General features: G+C 65.5%; 21 protein-coding genes. 18 read left to right on the forward strand and 3 right to left on the reverse strand.

All coding sequences use genetic code 11. The annotated features are described in order from the left end of the window. Positions 1-14 precede the first annotated feature (14 nt). From hisI to QMY55_RS19290, 16 genes are all read left to right on the forward strand, one after another. Positions 15-533, forward strand: coding sequence for a phosphoribosyl-AMP cyclohydrolase (hisI, locus tag QMY55_RS19215; protein WP_283485717.1), 519 nt, complete (start codon positions 15-17; stop codon positions 531-533). 36 nt (positions 534-569) lie between these two features. After that, positions 570-1,484, forward strand: a complete 915-nt coding sequence (locus QMY55_RS19220) for a LysR family transcriptional regulator (protein ID WP_283485718.1) — start codon at positions 570-572, stop codon at positions 1,482-1,484. A 25-nt stretch (positions 1,485-1,509) separates the two neighbouring features. Continuing rightward, positions 1,510-1,740, forward strand: a complete 231-nt coding sequence (locus QMY55_RS19225) for an EexN family lipoprotein (RefSeq protein ID WP_283485719.1) — start codon at positions 1,510-1,512, stop codon at positions 1,738-1,740. Between the two features lie 217 nt (positions 1,741-1,957). After that, positions 1,958-3,967, forward strand: a complete 2,010-nt coding sequence (locus QMY55_RS19230) for a conjugal transfer protein TraG (RefSeq protein WP_283485720.1) — start codon at positions 1,958-1,960, stop codon at positions 3,965-3,967. Then, positions 3,964-4,428: a CopG family transcriptional regulator gene (locus QMY55_RS19235; protein ID WP_283485721.1), complete on the forward strand. Its 465-nt coding sequence runs from the start codon at positions 3,964-3,966 to the stop codon at positions 4,426-4,428. Before QMY55_RS19230 ends, QMY55_RS19235 begins: the two co-directional genes overlap by 4 nt. Continuing rightward, complete coding sequence (trbB, locus tag QMY55_RS19240; RefSeq protein WP_283485722.1) at positions 4,425-5,489, forward strand: P-type conjugative transfer ATPase TrbB; 1,065 nt, start codon at positions 4,425-4,427, stop codon at positions 5,487-5,489. Before QMY55_RS19235 ends, trbB begins: the two co-directional genes overlap by 4 nt. After that, positions 5,486-5,878, forward strand: coding sequence for a TrbC/VirB2 family protein (locus QMY55_RS19245; protein ID WP_283485723.1), 393 nt, complete (start codon positions 5,486-5,488; stop codon positions 5,876-5,878). The genes trbB and QMY55_RS19245 overlap by 4 nt, the downstream gene beginning before the upstream one ends. Then, complete coding sequence (locus QMY55_RS19250) at positions 5,875-6,147, forward strand: VirB3 family type IV secretion system protein (RefSeq protein WP_283485724.1); 273 nt, start codon at positions 5,875-5,877, stop codon at positions 6,145-6,147. The genes QMY55_RS19245 and QMY55_RS19250 overlap by 4 nt, the downstream gene beginning before the upstream one ends. A gap of 12 nt (positions 6,148-6,159) precedes the next feature. Next, positions 6,160-8,634 carry a conjugal transfer protein TrbE gene (trbE, locus tag QMY55_RS19255; protein ID WP_283485725.1) on the forward strand — a complete coding sequence of 825 codons (2,475 nt, stop codon included), beginning with the start codon at positions 6,160-6,162 and terminating at the stop codon, positions 8,632-8,634. Beyond that, positions 8,631-9,386 (forward strand): P-type conjugative transfer protein TrbJ, encoded by a 756-nt coding sequence (gene trbJ, locus QMY55_RS19260; RefSeq protein WP_283485726.1) that lies wholly within the window; start codon positions 8,631-8,633, stop codon positions 9,384-9,386. Before trbE ends, trbJ begins: the two co-directional genes overlap by 4 nt. 11 nt (positions 9,387-9,397) lie before the next feature. Next, positions 9,398-9,718, forward strand: a complete 321-nt coding sequence (locus QMY55_RS19265; RefSeq protein ID WP_283485727.1) for a hypothetical protein — start codon at positions 9,398-9,400, stop codon at positions 9,716-9,718. After that, a complete protein-coding gene (gene trbL, locus QMY55_RS19270) occupies positions 9,715-11,064 on the forward strand; it encodes a P-type conjugative transfer protein TrbL (RefSeq protein WP_283485728.1) in 1,350 nt (449 codons plus the stop codon). Before QMY55_RS19265 ends, trbL begins: the two co-directional genes overlap by 4 nt. A 30-nt stretch (positions 11,065-11,094) precedes the next feature. Next, on the forward strand, positions 11,095-11,799 hold the full coding sequence (gene trbF / locus QMY55_RS19275) for a conjugal transfer protein TrbF (RefSeq protein ID WP_283485729.1): 705 nt from the start codon (positions 11,095-11,097) through the stop codon (positions 11,797-11,799). After that, positions 11,796-12,809 carry a P-type conjugative transfer protein TrbG gene (trbG, locus tag QMY55_RS19280; protein WP_283485730.1) on the forward strand — a complete coding sequence of 338 codons (1,014 nt, stop codon included), beginning with the start codon at positions 11,796-11,798 and terminating at the stop codon, positions 12,807-12,809. Before trbF ends, trbG begins: the two co-directional genes overlap by 4 nt. 2 nt (positions 12,810-12,811) lie before the next feature. Then, positions 12,812-14,071, forward strand: coding sequence for a TrbI/VirB10 family protein (locus QMY55_RS19285; protein ID WP_283485731.1), 1,260 nt, complete (start codon positions 12,812-12,814; stop codon positions 14,069-14,071). Further along, entirely contained in the window at positions 14,068-14,295 is a 228-nt protein-coding gene (locus tag QMY55_RS19290; RefSeq protein WP_283485732.1) for a DUF2274 domain-containing protein, read from the forward strand. The genes QMY55_RS19285 and QMY55_RS19290 overlap by 4 nt, the downstream gene beginning before the upstream one ends. A 169-nt stretch (positions 14,296-14,464) precedes the next feature. On the opposite strand, the gene QMY55_RS19295 is transcribed toward QMY55_RS19290, so the two are convergent. From QMY55_RS19295 to QMY55_RS19305, 3 genes are all read right to left on the reverse strand, one after another. Continuing rightward, positions 14,465-14,662, reverse strand: a complete 198-nt coding sequence (locus tag QMY55_RS19295; protein WP_283485733.1) for a YgaP family membrane protein — start codon at positions 14,660-14,662, stop codon at positions 14,465-14,467. A 70-nt stretch (positions 14,663-14,732) separates the two neighbouring features. Further along, entirely contained in the window at positions 14,733-15,260 is a 528-nt protein-coding gene (locus QMY55_RS19300; protein ID WP_283485734.1) for a rhodanese family protein, read from the reverse strand. Positions 15,261-15,279: 19 nt separating this feature from the next. Next, positions 15,280-15,591, reverse strand: a complete 312-nt coding sequence (locus QMY55_RS19305; protein WP_283485735.1) for an ArsR/SmtB family transcription factor — start codon at positions 15,589-15,591, stop codon at positions 15,280-15,282. Between the two features lie 82 nt (positions 15,592-15,673). Here QMY55_RS19305 and QMY55_RS19310 point away from each other — a divergent pair, with 82 nt between their 5' ends. Continuing rightward, entirely contained in the window at positions 15,674-16,543 is an 870-nt protein-coding gene (locus QMY55_RS19310; protein ID WP_283485736.1) for an MBL fold metallo-hydrolase, read from the forward strand. A 316-nt stretch (positions 16,544-16,859) separates the two neighbouring features. After that, on the forward strand, positions 16,860-17,237 hold the full coding sequence (locus QMY55_RS19315) for a carboxymuconolactone decarboxylase family protein (protein WP_275053463.1): 378 nt from the start codon (positions 16,860-16,862) through the stop codon (positions 17,235-17,237). Positions 17,238-17,239 lie beyond the last annotated feature (2 nt).

Genomic DNA, 17,239 nt, shown 5'->3' on the forward strand with positions numbered 1-17,239 from the left:
AACGGGGAAAACACATGAACTCCAATACTGATACGTCCCGCTCCACCAAGGCCTCTGCGCCAGTGGCGTTGCACGCCAGAACGTCCGTTGAACAGGTCGAGGAAGGCCGGGAACTGGCGCCCAAATTCGATCAGGATGGCCTGATCGCTTGCATTACCTCCGATGCCGACAGTGGCGACGTGCTGATGCTGGGCTACATGAACCACGAAGCCTTGGTGAAGACTGTTCAAACTGGGGAAGCGCACTACTGGAGTCGATCGCGGAAAACGCTGTGGCACAAAGGGGCAACCAGCGGCTTGGTGCAGGTAGTCGAAGAAATGCGCATCGACGATGACCAAGATGCGGTATGGCTACGTGTTCGCGTATCCGGCTCCGGTGCGAGTTGCCACGTCGGCTATCGCTCATGCTTTTACCGGCGCATTCCAGTTGGCAAAGAGCATGAAGCAGGAAAGGAACTGGTATTCACCGAATCGAGCAAGACCTTTGATCCCAAACTGATCTATGGAGATGTACCCAACCCGACGCTTCTGTAAGCAGAACGTCGCACTTGATGATGTAGGGGGGGCAGAATGGAAATTCGCCATCTTCGTTGCTTTCTCGCAGTGGCTGAAGAACTTCACTTCGCCCGCGCTGCCGAGCGGCTGCATATCGACCAGTCGCCTCTGTCGCGCACCATCAAAGAGTTGGAGGAAGAACTTGGCGCTCGTCTTTTCGTGCGCACGACTCGCAGTACACAGCTGACACGCGCGGGACGGCTATTCCTGGAGCATGTTCCGCGTGTCTTCTCGGCAGTAGATCAAGCCCGCGATAGCGTCAAGTCTGTTACCAACGGCTTTCACGGACAACTGCGCATTGCGTTGTCTGACGGCATCACACCATCGCGGCTCCCAGCATTGCTAGCACGTAGCCGTGAAGAAGATCCCGAGGTGGAGATCCGACTATTTGAAGTTCCACTGGCTCAGCAACTCAAGGGTTTGCACGACGACCTGTACGATGCTGGCTTCTCCATGGCTGCAGATGCAGGTGATGGCATCATCGCCACTCCCGCGTGGGAGGACGAACTAATGGTTGCGGTGCCGGCTCGCCATCCAGTGCTCACCTTCAAGCAAGTTCCACTGCAAGAAGTACTGCGATACCCGTTGGTGCTGGGCGACCCCGCCATTTGCGAGGGTCATGCGCGTCAGGTTGATCGGTTCCTTCGTAAGTGCGAACAAGAGCCACTTATCGTCCAGAGGGTAGCGACCTTCGACGTGATGATGACCTTGGTTTCCGCCGGTATCGCTTTGGGTTTGGCAGGTGCGGCGCATATTTCTTCCAGTCGCGAGTCTGGCGTCGTCCCTCGATGCATAGCTGGCACGCCAACCATGCTCACAACCTATCTTCTGCGACGTGATGCAGCGCCGACTGAGATGCTGGCCCGGTTCATCGAACGAGTGACTTTCATTGATTCGGCGGATGACTTGAGCATCACCGAAGACTCCTGACCCATCCGATGAAAGGACTGGAACCATGAACAAAGTGCTGCCGCTGATGATGATGGCCGCCACGCTGACCGCATGTGGACAATCCCAACCTTCGGAAACCGTGGACTACCTTGTGGCCCATCCCGACCGCATCAAGGAACTCCAGCGCCAATGCAAGGAGGATCGCGCAAAGGTCGGCGATGAACTCTGCGCGCGCACGGCCGAAGCCGCCAACCGGCGCTTCTTCGGTGATCGGCCGGAGCAGAAATCCAAGTAGCGCCCCTTGCAGTCGCTAGGCCGCGACAGAATTCGCACCGTTACTTCGTCACGCCGCAACGCGCCCGCGTTCGCGGCGTTTTTATTGTCTTCGCCACAGCAAGAAGTCTGGCTTTTTCGGCCTGAATTGCCGCCATAACGGCCTTTGACCGACCTGCGCACGCGCCTTGATCCTCAGTGCTGCGGCACCTCCGTGTGCCGTGATTGGAGGCAAGGTCATGCAAGGGACGAACGTGCTGTTCGGTCAGATTGCCGTCGTATTCGGCATCGTGATCGCCGGCGTGTGGGCAGCCACACAATGGACGGCAGCGGCCCTTGGCTATCAAGTACGCCTTGGCTCGCCCTGGTTCGACTTTCTGGGCACGCCGGTCTACCACCCGTGGCGGTTGTTCGAGTGGTGGTTCTTCTTCGACGCCTACGCGCCGCGTGTCTTCGACATCGGCGGGGCGATTGCCGGCGGCAGCGGCCTTGTCGCCGTGCTGGTCGCCATCGGCATGTCGATCTGGCGCTCGCGCCAATCTCGCCTCGTCACCACCTACGGCTCGGCCCGCTGGGCGAACGCGAAGGACATTCGCAAGGCGGGCCTCACGCAGCCGGCAGGCGTATTCCTCGGCCAGCACGACCGCCAATACCTGCGCCACGAAGGCCCGGAACACGTCCTGACCTTCGCGCCCACGCGTTCGGGCAAGGGCGTCGGCCTGGTCGTGCCGACGCTGCTTTCCTGGCCCGCGTCCGCCGTCGTCCACGATATCAAGGGCGAGAACTGGCAGATCACCGCCGGCTGGCGCAGCCGTTTCAGCCACTGCCTGCTGTTCAACCCGACCGATGCGAAGTCGGCAGCCTACAACCCGCTGCTGGAGGTTCGGCGCGGCGCGCATGAGGTGCGCGACGTGCAGAACATCGCGGACATTCTGGTCGATCCCGAAGGCGCACTGGAGAAGCGCAACCATTGGGAGAAGACTTCGCACGCGCTGCTGGTCGGCGCCATCTTGCATGTGCTCTACGCAGGCGAAGACAAGACCCTTCGCGGCGTCGCCAACTTCCTCTCCGACCCGGCCAGCCCGTTCGAGCTGACCTTGCATCGGATGATGACCACACCGCACCTTGGCGATGGCCCTCATCCCGTCGTCGCTTCGGCGGCGCGCGAAGTGCTCAACAAGTCGGACAACGAGCGTTCCGGCGTGTTGAGCACGGCCATGTCCTTCCTCGGCCTGTACCGCGATCCCACGGTGGCCGAAGTCACCTCGCGCTGTGACTGGCGCATCGCCGATCTCATTTCCGCTGAGCACCCCGTATCGCTGTACCTGGTGGTGCCGCCGTCGGACATTTCGCGCACCAAACCGCTGATTCGCCTGATCCTCAACCAGATCGGCCGCCGCCTTACGGAATCGCTCGACGGCTCTGACGGCATCGAGCGGCGCCACAAGCTGCTGCTGATGCTCGACGAGTTCCCGGCCTTGGGCCGGCTCGACTTCTTCGAGACAGCACTTGCCTTCATGGCCGGCTACGGCATCCGCAGCTTCCTTATCGCGCAGTCACTCAACCAGATCGACAAAGCCTACGGCCAGAACCATTCCATCCTCGACAACTGCCATGTGCGCGTGACCTTTGCCACGAATGACGAACGCACGGCCAAACGGATTTCAGAAACGCTCGGCACAGCCACCGAGCTGCGCGCGCAGCGCAACTACGCGGGCCACCGACTCGCGCCGTGGCTGGGGCATCTCATGGTGTCACGCCAGGAGACCGCTCGCCCGCTGCTGACGCCGGGCGAAGTCATGCAGCTTCCGCCCGACGAGGCCGTGGTGATGGTGTCCAGCGTGGCGCCGATCAAGGCCCGAAAGTTGCGCTACTACGCCGACGCCAATTTCAAGCGGCGCGTGCTGCCACCGCCCGCGCTGGCGGGCGGCCAGTACGCCGACGCGCCGCCGCTGCGCCCCGACGACTGGAGCGGGCTGGCGATTCCTGTCACGTCTGTCGCACCGGCCACGGCGTCCGCCGCTGGCTTGGAACACCTGGGCGCAACCGACGACGGCGGCCCACGCCGCCAGCCCGAACTCTCCGAAACCGTTGCCTACGACCCCGAACTGGCCGCCCCCGTGGCCGATCTCGGGCTACTCGATGACGACGACGACCTGCCGCTTCCCCTTCCTCGCCAGCTTGATCCGGCCATGCAGCGCACGGCCCGGCTGGCTTCCCTCGACCCCAACGACGGAATCGAGCTATGAGCCACTACCGCCTGAACCTCTTTATCCAGCCCGAGCACGCCCAACGGCTCGATGAACTGGCCGCCAAGAAAGGCGTGTCCAAGTCCAGCATCGTCGCTGCCGCCTTGGCGTTCTGGCTGTCGCCGGACGCGGCCGATCAGCGCGAGGCGGCCATCGCCAAGCGTCTTGATCGGCTGTCGCGCCAGGCCGAGCGCATGGAGCGTGACCAGAACATCGCCATCGAGACGCTGGCGCTGTTCATCCGCTACTACCTGACCGTCAGCACGCCGGTTCCCGAAGCACATCAAGAGGCAGCCCGCGCTCAGGGCAAGGCGCGCTTCGAGCAATTCACCGAACAGCTCGGCCGCCACCTGATGCGGGGCCGCAGCCTGGTGCGCGACGTGGTGGAAGAACTGCATCCCGACATCACGAGCATGGCGGATGCGGCGGTGCAGACCGCCGCACAGGAGCGTGCGTCATGAGCGCCGTTCCCCAATCCATGACCACAGCAGCGCTCGACCGACGCATCCAGATGCTGCGCACGGCGATGGGGCCGCTGATCGCCACCGCGCTCGAAGACCCCGACGTGGTGGAAATCATGCTCAACCCGGATCGCACCCTTTGGGTGGATCGCCTGTCATCGGGCCGCGCGCCGATGGGCGTGGAGATGCCCGAAGCCGATGGCGAGCGAATCATCCGCCTGGTCGCGGCCCACGTCGGTGCGGAAGTGCATCGCGGCCAGCCGCTGCTATCCGCCGAGCTGCCCGAAACCGGCGAACGCTTCGAGGGCATCTTGCCGCCCGCCGCACCGGGGCCGGCCTTTGCGCTGCGCAAGCGCGCCATCGGCGTGATTCCGCTGGAGCGGTACGTCGTGGAGGGAATGATGACCGCCGCCCAGGCGGCGTTTCTGGTGCGCGCCGTGCGCGAGCGCCAGAACATCCTGATCGCTGGGGCGACCAGCAGCGGCAAGACGACCTTGGCCAATGCACTGCTGGCCGAGATTGCCGCCACCGGCGACCGCGTGCTGGTGCTCGAAGACACGGTGGAGCTGCAATGCGCGGCCCGCGACCACGTTCCGCTGCGCACGCGCGCCGGCGTGGTGTCGATGACCGAGCTGGTGCGCTCGTCCATGCGCCTGCGGCCGGATCGCGTCGTCGTCGGCGAGGTGCGCGGCGCCGAGGCGCTGGATCTCATCAAGGTATGGGGAACCGGCCACCCCGGCGGCATCGCCACGATCCACGCCGGCTCCGCGCTCGGTGCGCTGCTGCGCCTGGAGCAACTGATTCTCGAAGTGGCGGTGAATCCGCCGCGTGCGTTGATCGCCGAGGCGGTCAACGTGGTGATCCACATCGCCGGACGCGGACGCAAGCGCCGCATCGAGAGCATCGCCCGCGTCGTCGGCTTCGACGGCGTGGGCTACCGATTGGCGGACTGGGGGGCGGACGCACTGGAAACGCCGTTTCCCGAGCTGCCGCCACTTCCCGATGCCGCACCCGCTGCGGCGATTTCCACGTCCCTCAACCACCCTGGAGAACTGCCATGACGCAGATGACCATTCCTGCTTTCCGTGTTTCCGTAAATCCGCTTTCGCGCCAACCCGGTAAGGCCCGGCTGCAGAGCTTGTTTCGTCCCGCCGGGCAAGGGCTGCTACTCGCCGTGCTGCTGGTGTTTCTGGCCGGTACGGCGCAGGCCGCCGGCTCCTCGATGCCGTGGGAAGGCCCGTTGCAGTCGATCTTGGAGTCGATTCAAGGGCCGGTGGCGCGCATCGTCGCGGTCATCATCATCATCGCCACGGGCCTGGCGCTGGCCTTCGGTGACACGTCGGGCGGTTTCCGCAAGCTCATCCAGATCGTGTTCGGTCTGTCCATCGCGTTCGCGGCTTCGAGTTTCTTCCTGTCCTTCTTCAGCTTCTCTGGCGGGGCTGTCGTATGAGCGGCCCGGACACCTTCGCGGCCGGGTTCGAGGTGCCGCTGCATCGCTCGCTCACCGAGCCGATCCTGCTGGGCGGGGCGCCGCGCACCGTGGCGATTGCCAACGGCACGCTGGCCGCCGCCGTCGGGCTGGGCCTGCAACTGTGGATTCCAGGCGTGGAGCTCTGGATCGTCGGCCATGCGCTGGCGGTCTGGGGCGCGCGCCTTGATCCGCAGTTCATGGCCGTGTTCGCCCGGCACATCAAGCACCGCCCATTGCTGGACGTGTGAGGGGATGCCGCCATGTTGAACCTTGCCGAATACCGCCAGCGGCCCGCGCTGCTGGCCGACTGGCTGCCTTGGGCCGGGCTGATCGCGCCGGGCGTCGTCTTGAACAAGGACGGCAGTTTCCAACGCACAGCACGGTTTCGCGGGCCTGACCTCGACAGCGCGACGCAAGGCGAGCTGATCGCCACCAGCGCACGGCTGAACAACGCGCTGCGCCGGATGGGCTCGGGCTGGGCGCTGTTCATCGAGGCCGAGCGCCGAGCTGCGGCCGACTACCCACATTCTGACTTTCCCGAACCGTTGTCCTGGCTGGTGGACGAGGAACGGCGCGCGGCCTTTGAGGAATCGGGCAACCATTTCGAGAGCGGCTATCACCTGACGCTGGTGTATTTGCCGCCCGAAGAATCCCGCGCCCGCGCGGTCGGCATGTTGTACGAGAACCGTCCGACCGAAGGCGTGGACTGGCGCGAACGCCTGACCGCCTTCGTCGCGGAAACGGATCGCGTTTTCGACCTGCTCGATGGCGTGATGCCGGAGATCGCATGGCTGGATGACAGCCAGACGCTGACCTATCTGCACGCCACCATCTCGACGCGGCGCTACCGGGTCGCAGCGCCCGAGGTGCCATTCCACCTCGACGCGCTGCTGACCGACTCGCCGCTAGTCGGTGGCCTGGCTCCCATGCTGGGCGACCAGCACCTGCGTGTGGCGACGGTGCGGGGCTTCCCGACCTCGACCTGGCCGGGGATTCTGGACGACCTCAACCGCCTGGGATTTGCGTACCGCTGGAGTACGCGCTTTCTGTGCCTCGACAAATCCGAGGCGGAAAAAGAACTCGCCCGCCTGCGCCGCCAGTGGTTCGCCAAGCGCAAGAACGTCATCGCGCTGCTACGCGAAACGATCTTTCAGCAGGAGTCGCCGCTGGTGGATACCGACGCCAGCAACAAGGCCGCCGACGCGGACGCCGCCTTGCAGGAGCTGGGCAGCGACCAGGTGGCCTTCGGCTACCTGACGGCGACCGTCACCGTCATGGACGAGGACGCCGGCGCAGCCGACGAGAAGCTGCGCATGGTGGAGCGCGTCATCCAGGGCCGGGGGTTCGTCACCATCCCCGAAACGCTCAACGCCGTGGATGCGTGGCTGTCCTCGCTCCCCGGCAACGCCTACGCCAACGTGCGCCAGCCCATTGTCTCGACGCTGAACCTGGCGCACCTGATGCCGGTGTCGGCGGTATGGGCCGGGCCGGAGAAGAACGACCACCTGGACGGCCCGCCGCTGATCGTCACCCGCACCGATGGCGCGACGCCGTTCCGGCTGGTGACGCACATCGGCGACGTGGGCCACACGCTGGTCGCTGGCCCGACCGGCATGGGCAAGTCGGTCTTGCTCGCCACCCTGGCGATGCAGTTCCGCCGCTATCGCGGCTCGCGCATCTTCGCCTTCGACATGGGCCGCTCAATGCGCGCCACGATCCTCGGGCTGGGCGGCGAGCACTACGACCTCGGAACGGATGGCGAAATCGCCTTCCAGCCGCTTGCCCGCATCGACCGTGAGGGCTACCGCACCTGGGCGGCCGAATGGATCGAAGGCCGCTTGCGGCACGAGGGTGTGGCGGTCGGGCCGGACGAGAAGGCCGCTATCTGGTCAGCCCTGGGCAGCCTGGCCGGGGCGCCGGTGGAGCAGCGCACGATGACCGGCCTGTCGGTGCTGCTGCAATCGAATGCGCTGCGCCAAGCGCTCGCGCCCTATGTGCTCGGCGGTGCGCACGGCAAGCTGCTGGACGCCGACCACGACCGGCTGGGCATGGCCGACGTGCAGTGCTTCGAGATGGAGGAGCTGATGCACAGCAAGGCCGCCGTCATGGCCGTGCTGCATTACCTCTTTGCGCGCTTCGACGAACGCTTTGACGGTGCGCCCACGCTGCTGATCCTCGATGAAGCGTGGCTGTTCTTGGATGACCCGGTGTTTGCGGCACGCATCCGCCAGTGGCTCAAGACGCTGCGCAAGAAAAACGTGTCGGTGATCTTCGCCACGCAGAGCCTTGCCGACATCAAGGATTCGAGCATCGCGCCCGCGATCATCGAAAGCTGCGCAAGCCGCATCTTCCTGCCGAACCCGCAGGCGACCGAGCCGCAGATTCGAGCTATCTACGAAGGCTTCGGCCTCAACAGCCGCCAGATCGAAATCGTCGCCACCGCGCAGCCCAAGCGCGACTACTACTACCAATCCCGTCTCGGCAACCGCTTGTTCGACCTTGACCTGGGGCCGGCGACGCTGGCCTTCGTGGGCGCCTCCACGCCGCAAGACCAGCGTGACATGGACGCAGTGCTCGCCGCAGTCGATGCCAGCTCCGCAGCGTCTTCCCCGTTCGCAGCCGCGTGGCTGCGCCACCGCAGCCTCGATTGGGCGGCCGAGCTGCTGCGTGACTTCCCCGGCACGCCGCCGACCGCCGCCTTTGTTCCCACCCATCCGCAGGAGAACCAGCCATGAAAACCCATGCCCCCAAGCTCGCAGCCCTGACCGCCGCCTGCGTGCTCGTCTTCGGTATCGCGCAGCCCGCGCACGCGCTGTTCGGCGTCGGCGACATCGTGCTCGACCCGACCAATCTGGTGCAGAACACGCTCACCGCCGTTCGCACGCTGGAGCAGATCAACAACCAGATCCGCCAGCTTCAGAACGAAGCGCAGATGCTCATCAACCAGGCGCGTAACCTGGCCAGCCTGCCGTCCAGCGTGGTGGGCCAGTTGCGCGCGAACCTGGCGACCACCCAGCGTCTCATCGCGCAGGCCAAGGGATTGGCCTACGACGTGACGAGCATCGACCGAGAGTTCGCGCGCCTGTATCCCGAGAAGTACGCGGCCACGGTGAGCGGCAATCAGATGTACCTCGATGCGCAGGAGCGGTGGAAGAACACGCTCAACGGCCTGCAAACCACCATGCAGATGCAGGCGCAGGCATCGCAGAACCTCCAGGACGATGAAAGCGTGCTGGCCGATCTGGTCGGCAAGAGCCAGTCGGCGCAAGGCGCGCTGCAGGCGATGCAGGCCATGAACCAGTTGCTCGCCTTGCAGGCCAAGCAGTCGATCCAGACGCAGCGGCTGCAGATCACGCAGGATCGCGCGGCCTCGCTGGAGCTGGCGCGGCAGGCCGCCGCCGTCGAACGGGGCCGCGAGGTGAACCGGCGATTCCTGGGTGAAGGCACGCCGTACACGCCGCAACCCGTCAACTTCTACAGCCGCTGACGGGTGATGCCATGAACCGCACGCCCGTCCTGTTCGCTCTCGCTGTGCTCGTACTGGCCGGTTGCGGCCAGCACGAAGCGCCTTCGGTCGATGCGCTGTCGGCCGATCCGGTGCGGCTGTGCTTGCTCAAGGCGCAGTGCCGCACGGGCCAGCATGACGGCGCGTTGTGCGCGCAGGTGGCTCAGGCCGATCTGCGCCGCTTTCTCTCCGGCAAGGCCGGTGCCGACGAATACCGGACGCTGGCCGACCTGCCGCCGATTCCGCCTAGCTTTGATGAACCCACTGACAGCGCCGAGGCGGTGGCCTTGTCCGGGCAGGAGGACTTGCCATGAACGACGTTTCGGTCATCGACCGCTTCCTCGATGTATTCTCGCGCTACGTCGACTCGGGCTTTGGGCTGCTGCAGGGCGAAGTGGCATTCCTCACGGCCACGCTGATCGTCATCGACATGACGATCGCCGGACTGTTCTGGGCGATGGGCCATGCCACCGGCCAGGGCGAGGACGTGATCGCCAAGCTGATCCGCAAGGTGCTGTACGTGGGCGCCTTCGCCTACATCATCGGCAACTTCAACTGGCTGGCTGGCATCGTGTTCCGCTCGTTCGCCGGCCTGGGCCTGACGGCCAGCGGCTCGACCCTGAGCATGGAGAACTTCCTGCAACCGGGCAGGCTGGCCAAGGTCGGCATCGACGCCGGGGCACCGATCCTCAAACAGATCGGCGACATGGCGGGCTTTCCCGAGGTGTTCGTGAACATCACGCCCATCGTCGTGATGTTCCTCTCCTGGCTCATCGTCCTGCTGTGCTTCTTCGTGCTGGCGATCCAGCTTTTCATCACGCTGATCGAGTTCAAGCTGACCACGCTTGCAGGCTTCGTGCTGGTGCCATTCGCGTTGTGGAACAAGACGGCATTCCTCGCTGAAAAAGTCTTGGGCAACGTGGTGTCGTCCGGCATCAAGGTGCTGGTGCTCGCCGTCATCGTGGGCATCGGCTCGGGCCTGTTCGCCGAGTTCCAGGTGCATCCCGCCGAGCCGTCCATCGACCATGCGGTGGTCATCATGCTGGCTTCTTTGACGCTGCTGGCGCTGGGCATCTTCGGGCCGGGCATTGCGACCGGGCTGGTGTCTGGCGGCCCGCAGCTCGGCGCGGGCGCGATGGCCGGTGCCGCATTGGGCGCGGCCGGCGCTGCGGTTGCCGTGGGCGCCGCAGCCACGGGCGTCGGCGGCGCTGTCGCTGCCGGCGCGCGCATGGCCCCGGCTGCGGCCAAGCTGGCCGGCAGCGGTGCGCGTGCCGCTACCGGGGCCGCCAGCAGCGCGAAGTCGGCGTTCCAGGCTGGCTCCGCGTCCGCTGGCGGTGGCCTCAAAGGCGCTGCCGCCGGCGTGGGCAATGTCGCCAAGACTGGCGCGCAGGCCGCCGGGCAGAAGGTGGCCGATGGCGCGCGCTCGATGAAGGAGCGTGTCGCCGCCGCCTTCCGGCCTGATGACGCCGCCGCGTCTGACGGCTCGCAGGGCGCGGCCGATTCCGCAACACCAGCCGCCGCCGAGCAGCCCGCCTGGGCCAAGCGCCTGCATCGCAGGCAGCAACTCACCCATGCCGCGACGACCGCCGCCCACACGCTGCGCGGTGGTGATGGCGGCAGCTCCAGCCAAGGGCCGAGCTTGCGCAACTCCGACGAATGACCCGCTTCCTGATCCTCAAGGAGAACCCCTATGCGATTCAAAAGACCCCAGGTGCGCTATGCCGACACGCCGCAGCCCGCCACGCCGTACCAAGCCGCCGGCCAGGTGTGGGACGAGCGCATCGGCTCGCCGCGCGTGCAGGCGAAGAACTGGCGCTTGATGGCCTTCGGCTGCCTTGCGCTCGCGCTGCTGATGGCCGGTGGCCTGGTCTGGCGCTCGGCGCAGTCCATCGTGACGCCCTATGTGATCGAGGTCGATCAGGCTGGGCAGGTGCGTACCGTGGGCGAAGCCGCCACGCCGTACCGGCCCAGCGATGCCCAGATCGCGTATCACCTGGGCCGCTTCATCGGCCTGGTGCGCTCGCTGTCGATTGATCCCATCGTCGTCCGCCAGAACTGGCTCGATGCATACAACTACACCACCGATAAGGGCGCCGTGGTGCTCAACGACTACGCCCGCGTGAACGATCCGTTCGCGCGCATCGGCAAGGAGTCAGTGACGGTGCAGATCACCAGCGTGACCCGTGCCAGCGACACGTCTTTCAACGTGCGCTGGACGGAAACGCGCTACGTCAACGGCGCACTGGATCGCACCGAACGCTGGAACGCAGTGATTTCCATAGTGCAGCAGACCCCGCGTACCGAGCAGCGCCTGCGCAAGAACCCCTTGGGCATCTACGTCAACGGACTGTCGTGGAGCCGCGAACTCGATTCATCCGAAGGAGCCAAGCCATGAATCCGCTTTTCCGTAAATCCGCCTTGCCGCTGATCTTGCTGGCATCCAGCGTCTTGCTCTCGGGCTGCGCCACGCAGGGCAAGCCGCCGCCGGCCATCTCGCTCGACGAGCCCGTGCAGGCCCAGCCGCTGCCCGAGGCGCCGAAGCCGGTGGAGGTCGTGACCGTGCCCGAGGTGTTGCCGATGCCGGCGCAGATGAAACCCGTGCCCAAGGCCGATGACGCCAAGCCTGCGGCGGAGCCCGCCGACGAAACCGTGCGCGTGGCCCGTGCCAATGCCGAGGCGCGCATTGCGCCCACGCGCGAGGGCTATGTCAATGCGATTCAGATCTGGCCCTTCACCGATGGCGCGCTGTATCAGGTCTACGCGGCCGTGGGCCGCGTGACCGTGATTGCGCTCCAGCCCGGCGAGGAACTAGTGACGGTCGCCGCCGGGGACACGGTGCGCTGGATCGTGGGCGACACATCGAGCGGCAGCGGTGAGGCGTTGCGCGTCAATGTGATGGTCAAGCCGATCCGCTCGGGCCTGAAGACCAACCTCGTCATCACGACCAGCCGCAGGACGTACCTGCTGGAGCTGACCTCGACCGAGAAGACCTGGATGGCGTCGGTGTCCTGGGAGTACCCCAAGGACAAGATGCTGGCCTTGCAGCGCCAGGCGCAGGCGGCCAGCGCTGCGGCGCCGGTCGATGCGGGCCTGTCGCTGGAGAAGATCCGCTTCCGCTATGCGGTCAGCGGCAGCAATCCGCCGTGGAAGCCGCTGCGCGCCTTCGATGACGGCGAGAAGGTCTACATCCAGTTCCCGCCGGGCATCGCCCAAGGCGAGCTGCCGCCGCTGTTCGTGATCGGCGCGCAGGGCGACGGCCAGCTCGTCAACTACCGATTCCGTCCGCCGTACTACATCGTGGATCGGCTGTTCGGCGCGGCGGAGCTGCGCCTCGGTGGTGACAAAGGCGACGTGGTGCGCATCGAGCGCACCGATGGGGTTTCGGGTGGCACGCGGAGGAACTGACCATGAGCCAGGACGACATTTCTGACCATGCAGCGCCTGCGGTGGGCAAGGTCGCGCCCGAGGCGGTGGGGCTGCGCGCGCAGCCGCGCCCGGTTACGCGCCTGAACCGGCGCACGCTGGCCATCCTCACCGGCGGCCTGTCGGTCGCGGTACTCGGGGCGACGATCTGGTCATTGCAGCCGCATCGGCGTGGTGCTGGCGAGCAGACCGAGCTTTACAACGTGGATCGCGTGTCCAAGTCCGAAGGGCTGGACGGCCTGCCATCGGACTATTCCAAGCTGCCGCCGAAGGTGCCGGAGCTGGGGCCGCCGTTGCCGGGCGACCTTGGGCCGGCCATCGTGAAGTCGCAGCAACCTGTGACACCGGCCTATGCGCCTCCGGGCCACGACCCGGAGGATGCACGGCGCAAGGAAGCCGAGGCCGCAGCGGCCTCGACGGTGTTCTTCCGCTCGGGCCAGCAGGGCAAGGCCGCAGCGCCTGCCGCTACGGCTGCGCCGGGCAGCGCCTTGGCGGGCTTGGACCCGCTCGCCGCTGGGCCGGCCTCGACGGCGGCTCAGCCTTCCGACCCGACCGCCGTGCAGAACCGGCAAGACCAGAAAGAGGCTTTCCTGAAAGGCGGTTCTACGGAAACCCGTAATTCCGGCCATCTGCAAATGCCAGCCTCGCCGTACCAGGTGATGGCCGGAACGGTGATCGCGGGCGCGCTGGTGACGGGCATCAAGTCCGACCTGCCGGGCGACGTGATCGGCACGGTGACGGAGCCGGTCTACGACTCGGCCACGGGCAAGTTCCTGTTGATCCCGCAGGGATCGCGCATCCTGGGCAAGTACAACAGCCAGGTCAGCTACGGGCAGAGCCGCGTGCAGGTGGTGTGGAACCGGATCATTCTGCCCGACACGTCTTCGCTGAAGCTCGACAACCTTGCGGGCACTGACCCGGCCGGCTATGCCGGCCTGGAGGATGGTGTCGATTGGCATTGGGATCGGGTCTTTGCCGGCGCGGCGCTGACCACGCTGCTGGGCGTGGGTTCCGAGCTGGCCGCGCCGGAGAACCGGCAGGACGGCAATCGCATCGTGATCGCCGGGCGCGACAGCGCACAGGACAGCATCAATCAGGTCGGGCAGGAGATGACCCGGCGCAACATGAACATCCAGCCGACGCTGACTGAACGGCCGGGCCTGCCGGTTCGCATCATCGTCAACCGCGACCTGGTGCTTCGGCCGTACCAACCGCTGTTCTTCAATCGGGGAACAATGCGATGAGCACGGCCAAGAAGCTGCGGCTCGGTCCGCTCCCGAAGACGGAAAGCATCAAGCTGACCTTCGCGTGCCCGGCCAGCCTGAAGGCCGACCTCGATCGCTACGCCGCGCTGCACGCGCAGGCGTATGGCGAGGCCGTAGACGCGGCGATGTTGATCCCGCACATGCTGGAGGCATTCATGGCTGGGGATCGGGGATTCAAAACAACCAGCAGGAACCGCTCTTAGCGGCCAGTCCATGATGACCTCTTTCGTTGGTTCTGTCTGAAACCGCGTAAGTGCACCTCGTGCACCCGGACAGTGCTTCGAGTGGGACCAAAAGCTCTTACATTGCGCTTTGGAATGCATGCACTAATGTGCCGCCCCAAGAGAAACAGTCGGTGTATGTCGAACTTCCTTACTTTCTTGCTTTCATCGGGCAAGTGTTCATTCCTACAAGAGAGTACAGCGGGCAAAAGCGTACTACCCCCGTCAGTAGCGGGATGACGCCCAGCCAGCCCCACCAGCCCACGGTGCCCGTGGCGGCCAGCGCGATGAGGACGAGGCCGATGACGATGCGAAGGATGCGGTCCACGCCGCCGACGTTGAATTTCATGGTTTCTCCTGGGTCAGTCAAACAAGAAAACAAAGCGTGGCAGGGCGAAGTGCCACTGCCCGTGGCAACTTCATCCTGCCAGCGCGTTGCGGTTCCAGGGCATGCGCATCAGCACGCGGGCCAGCCCGCAGAACCCCGAGGCCCCGGCGAAAACAAGTCCCGCTCCAACGAAGCCCGAGAGCGCATGGAACCAGGGCGATACCGTGGCCCCGAGCACGGTCCCGAGCACGATCAAGGACCCCGCTGCAATCTGCACCTGCCGCTGCAGCTCCAGCGGCTGCGAGGCGTCGGCCACGACGGGCAGCCCCGCCTTTTTCCAGGCGTCCAGCCCGCCTTCGAGCACGTAGGCATCACAGGCCGTGCAGGCCCCCAGCACCGACGCATTCACCCGCGTCCGGTTGCCCGAGCGGCAATGGAAGATGACGGCTGGCGCGCCGTCGAGCGGCAGGCCGCCGCTTCGCAGGCGGTCCATGGGCACATGGCATGCCGTGGCGATGCGTTCGCGGGCGTGTTCGTTCGCTGCACGGATGTCCACTAGGACGGCACCCTGATTCACGAGTTCGCTGGCGGCTTGGGGCGAGATGGATTTCAGGGACATGGGGGCCTCCGGTGGCGGGTCATGGGCAGAAGATGGTCTTGAGCGTGGCGATGAGCTTGGCCACGTCCGGGTTTTCAATGCGGTAGTGCAGCGTCTGTGACTCGCGCCGGTAGGCCACCAGGCCTTCCTCGCGCATCTTGGCCAAGTGCTGGGACAGGGCGGACTGGCTCAGGGCCACGTGGTCGAGCAAAGCGCCGACCGTCATCTCGCCGTGCTCGATCAGCAGGCAAAGGACGAGCAGGCGGTGCTCATTGCCGACCGCTCGCAGCATGGCCGCGGCCCTGGCCGCACTGTCCTGCAAAAACGACTGGTCTTTCTGGCTGGGCGTCATGGTGATTTGTATTTCATTATTTTCTAATTTAGCATAAACTAATAAATAGTCAAAACACCCCTTCCAAGGCAGGACACTCCCTATGCGATCCGCTGCTCAGATCCAGGCTTTCTTCGACGAGGCCACGAACACCGTGACCTATCTGGTGTCCGATCCCGTGACGCGGCAGGCGGCCGTGATCGACCCCGTGCTCGACTACGACCACCGCAGCGGCAAGGTGTCGACCGCATCAGCCGACCAAGTGCTGGCCGCGGCGGCTGCCCAGGCGCTGGAGGTGGCCTGGATCCTGGAGACCCACGCCCATGCGGACCACCTGAGCGCGGCGCCTTACTTGAAGGCACGCACCGGCGCCCGGGTGGCCATTGGGGAACACATCTGCGATGTGCAAACCATCTTCCGGCCGGTGTTCAACCTGGACGACGTGTCCGGCGATGGCGTCGAGTTCGACCGCCTGCTGCGCGACGGCGAGACCTTCAACATCGGCGACCTGAAGGTAGACGTGCTGCACACCCCGGGCCACACGCCCGCCTGCGTGTCCTACCGCATCGGCGATGCGGTGTTCGTGGGCGACACCTTGTTCATGCCGGACTACGGCACCGCGCGCGCCGACTTCCCCGGTGGCAGCGCCCACACCTTGTACCAGTCGATCCAGAAGCTGCTCGCGCTGCCACCCGCCACGCGGCTGTTCATGTGCCACGACTACAAGGCACCCGGCCGCGACAGCTACGCGTGGGAGAGCACGGTCGCCGAAGAGCGTGCGCGCAACGTGCACGTCCACGACGGGGTGGACGCGGACGCGTTCGTGGCCATGCGCCAGCGCCGGGACGCGACGCTGGCCGCGCCCACGCTGCTGCTGCCGTCGATCCAGGTCAACATCCGCGCAGGCCGCTTGCCCGAAGCCGAATCCAACGGCGTGCGCTATCTCAAGATCCCGATGCGTCTGCCCGCATGACTGCAGGTTCCGTCAGGCAGGTTTCGGCCGCGCAGTGGCTGCACACCACGGCCCCGCTGTGGAGGCTGCCGCAGGAGGGCGGCGAGCTCGCCGCCATGCTGCAGCCCGCCACGTGGATCGTCCTACTGCGCCTGCTGGCGTTACGGCCCTGCTGGTCCGCGAGCGTGGCATGGTGTCGCGCTGCCAGGGCTAGGGCTAGGGCTAGGGCTCGACCATACTTTTCTAGCCCGTCGGCGGCAGGTAGTCCGGGTGAGGTCCGTCTACTCGGTCTTCGACCTGATTTCAACTTGATGTTTCTGCCAATGAGGAGTTTCCGATGATGAATAGCTACAAACAACTGACCAAGGACGTGACGGCTAATCTGGCGCCCTTGCACAAGGGCGTTCCGCAGGTCATGAAGGGTTTCGGCGATATGGGCAAGGCCGCGATTGCCGATGGAGCGCTGGATGCCAAGACAAAGGAGTTGATCGCGCTCGCGGTTGGCGTGGCGGCCCGCTGCGACGGCTGCATCGCCTTCCACACCAAGGCGCTTGTCAAGCTGGGCGCTACGGAAGCCGAAGTGCATGAGACGCTGGGAGTGGCCATCTATATGGGTGGCGGTCCTTCGGCGATGTACGCCTCGAATGCCGTGGCGGCCTTCAACGAGTTCTCGGCACTGGCCCACAACGCAGTTGCACCGGCTTCGGCGCGGTAGGG

Origin of the sequence: Comamonas resistens (genome assembly GCF_030064165.1) — a bacterium.
In the GTDB taxonomy this organism is placed as follows: Bacteria; Pseudomonadota; Gammaproteobacteria; order Burkholderiales; family Burkholderiaceae_C; genus Comamonas; species Comamonas resistens.

Excerpts from the sequence above, each read along its gene's own strand:
- QMY55_RS19235 (WP_283485721.1), top strand. The coding sequence starts at position 3,964 with ATGAGCCACTACCGCCTGAACCTCTTTATCCAGCCCGAGCACGCCCAA.
- QMY55_RS19310 (WP_283485736.1), top strand. The coding sequence starts at position 15,674 with ATGCGATCCGCTGCTCAGATCCAGGCTTTCTTCGACGAGGCCACGAAC.
- trbB (WP_283485722.1), top strand. The coding sequence starts at position 4,425 with ATGAGCGCCGTTCCCCAATCCATGACCACAGCAGCGCTCGACCGACGC.
- QMY55_RS19225 (WP_283485719.1), top strand. The coding sequence starts at position 1,510 with ATGAACAAAGTGCTGCCGCTGATGATGATGGCCGCCACGCTGACCGCA.
- QMY55_RS19295 (WP_283485733.1), bottom strand. The coding sequence starts at position 14,662 with ATGAAATTCAACGTCGGCGGCGTGGACCGCATCCTTCGCATCGTCATC.
- trbE (WP_283485725.1), top strand. The coding sequence starts at position 6,160 with ATGTTGAACCTTGCCGAATACCGCCAGCGGCCCGCGCTGCTGGCCGAC.
- QMY55_RS19220 (WP_283485718.1), top strand. The coding sequence starts at position 570 with ATGGAAATTCGCCATCTTCGTTGCTTTCTCGCAGTGGCTGAAGAACTT.
- trbG (WP_283485730.1), top strand. The coding sequence starts at position 11,796 with ATGAATCCGCTTTTCCGTAAATCCGCCTTGCCGCTGATCTTGCTGGCA.
- QMY55_RS19305 (WP_283485735.1), bottom strand. The coding sequence starts at position 15,591 with ATGACGCCCAGCCAGAAAGACCAGTCGTTTTTGCAGGACAGTGCGGCC.
- QMY55_RS19265 (WP_283485727.1), top strand. The coding sequence starts at position 9,398 with ATGAACCGCACGCCCGTCCTGTTCGCTCTCGCTGTGCTCGTACTGGCC.
- QMY55_RS19245 (WP_283485723.1), top strand. The coding sequence starts at position 5,486 with ATGACGCAGATGACCATTCCTGCTTTCCGTGTTTCCGTAAATCCGCTT.
- QMY55_RS19230 (WP_283485720.1), top strand. The coding sequence starts at position 1,958 with ATGCAAGGGACGAACGTGCTGTTCGGTCAGATTGCCGTCGTATTCGGC.
- hisI (WP_283485717.1), top strand. The coding sequence starts at position 15 with ATGAACTCCAATACTGATACGTCCCGCTCCACCAAGGCCTCTGCGCCA.
- trbL (WP_283485728.1), top strand. The coding sequence starts at position 9,715 with ATGAACGACGTTTCGGTCATCGACCGCTTCCTCGATGTATTCTCGCGC.
- QMY55_RS19300 (WP_283485734.1), bottom strand. The coding sequence starts at position 15,260 with ATGTCCCTGAAATCCATCTCGCCCCAAGCCGCCAGCGAACTCGTGAAT.
- trbF (WP_283485729.1), top strand. The coding sequence starts at position 11,095 with ATGCGATTCAAAAGACCCCAGGTGCGCTATGCCGACACGCCGCAGCCC.
- QMY55_RS19250 (WP_283485724.1), top strand. The coding sequence starts at position 5,875 with ATGAGCGGCCCGGACACCTTCGCGGCCGGGTTCGAGGTGCCGCTGCAT.
- QMY55_RS19285 (WP_283485731.1), top strand. The coding sequence starts at position 12,812 with ATGAGCCAGGACGACATTTCTGACCATGCAGCGCCTGCGGTGGGCAAG.
- QMY55_RS19290 (WP_283485732.1), top strand. The coding sequence starts at position 14,068 with ATGAGCACGGCCAAGAAGCTGCGGCTCGGTCCGCTCCCGAAGACGGAA.
- trbJ (WP_283485726.1), top strand. The coding sequence starts at position 8,631 with ATGAAAACCCATGCCCCCAAGCTCGCAGCCCTGACCGCCGCCTGCGTG.
- QMY55_RS19315 (WP_275053463.1), top strand. The coding sequence starts at position 16,860 with ATGATGAATAGCTACAAACAACTGACCAAGGACGTGACGGCTAATCTG.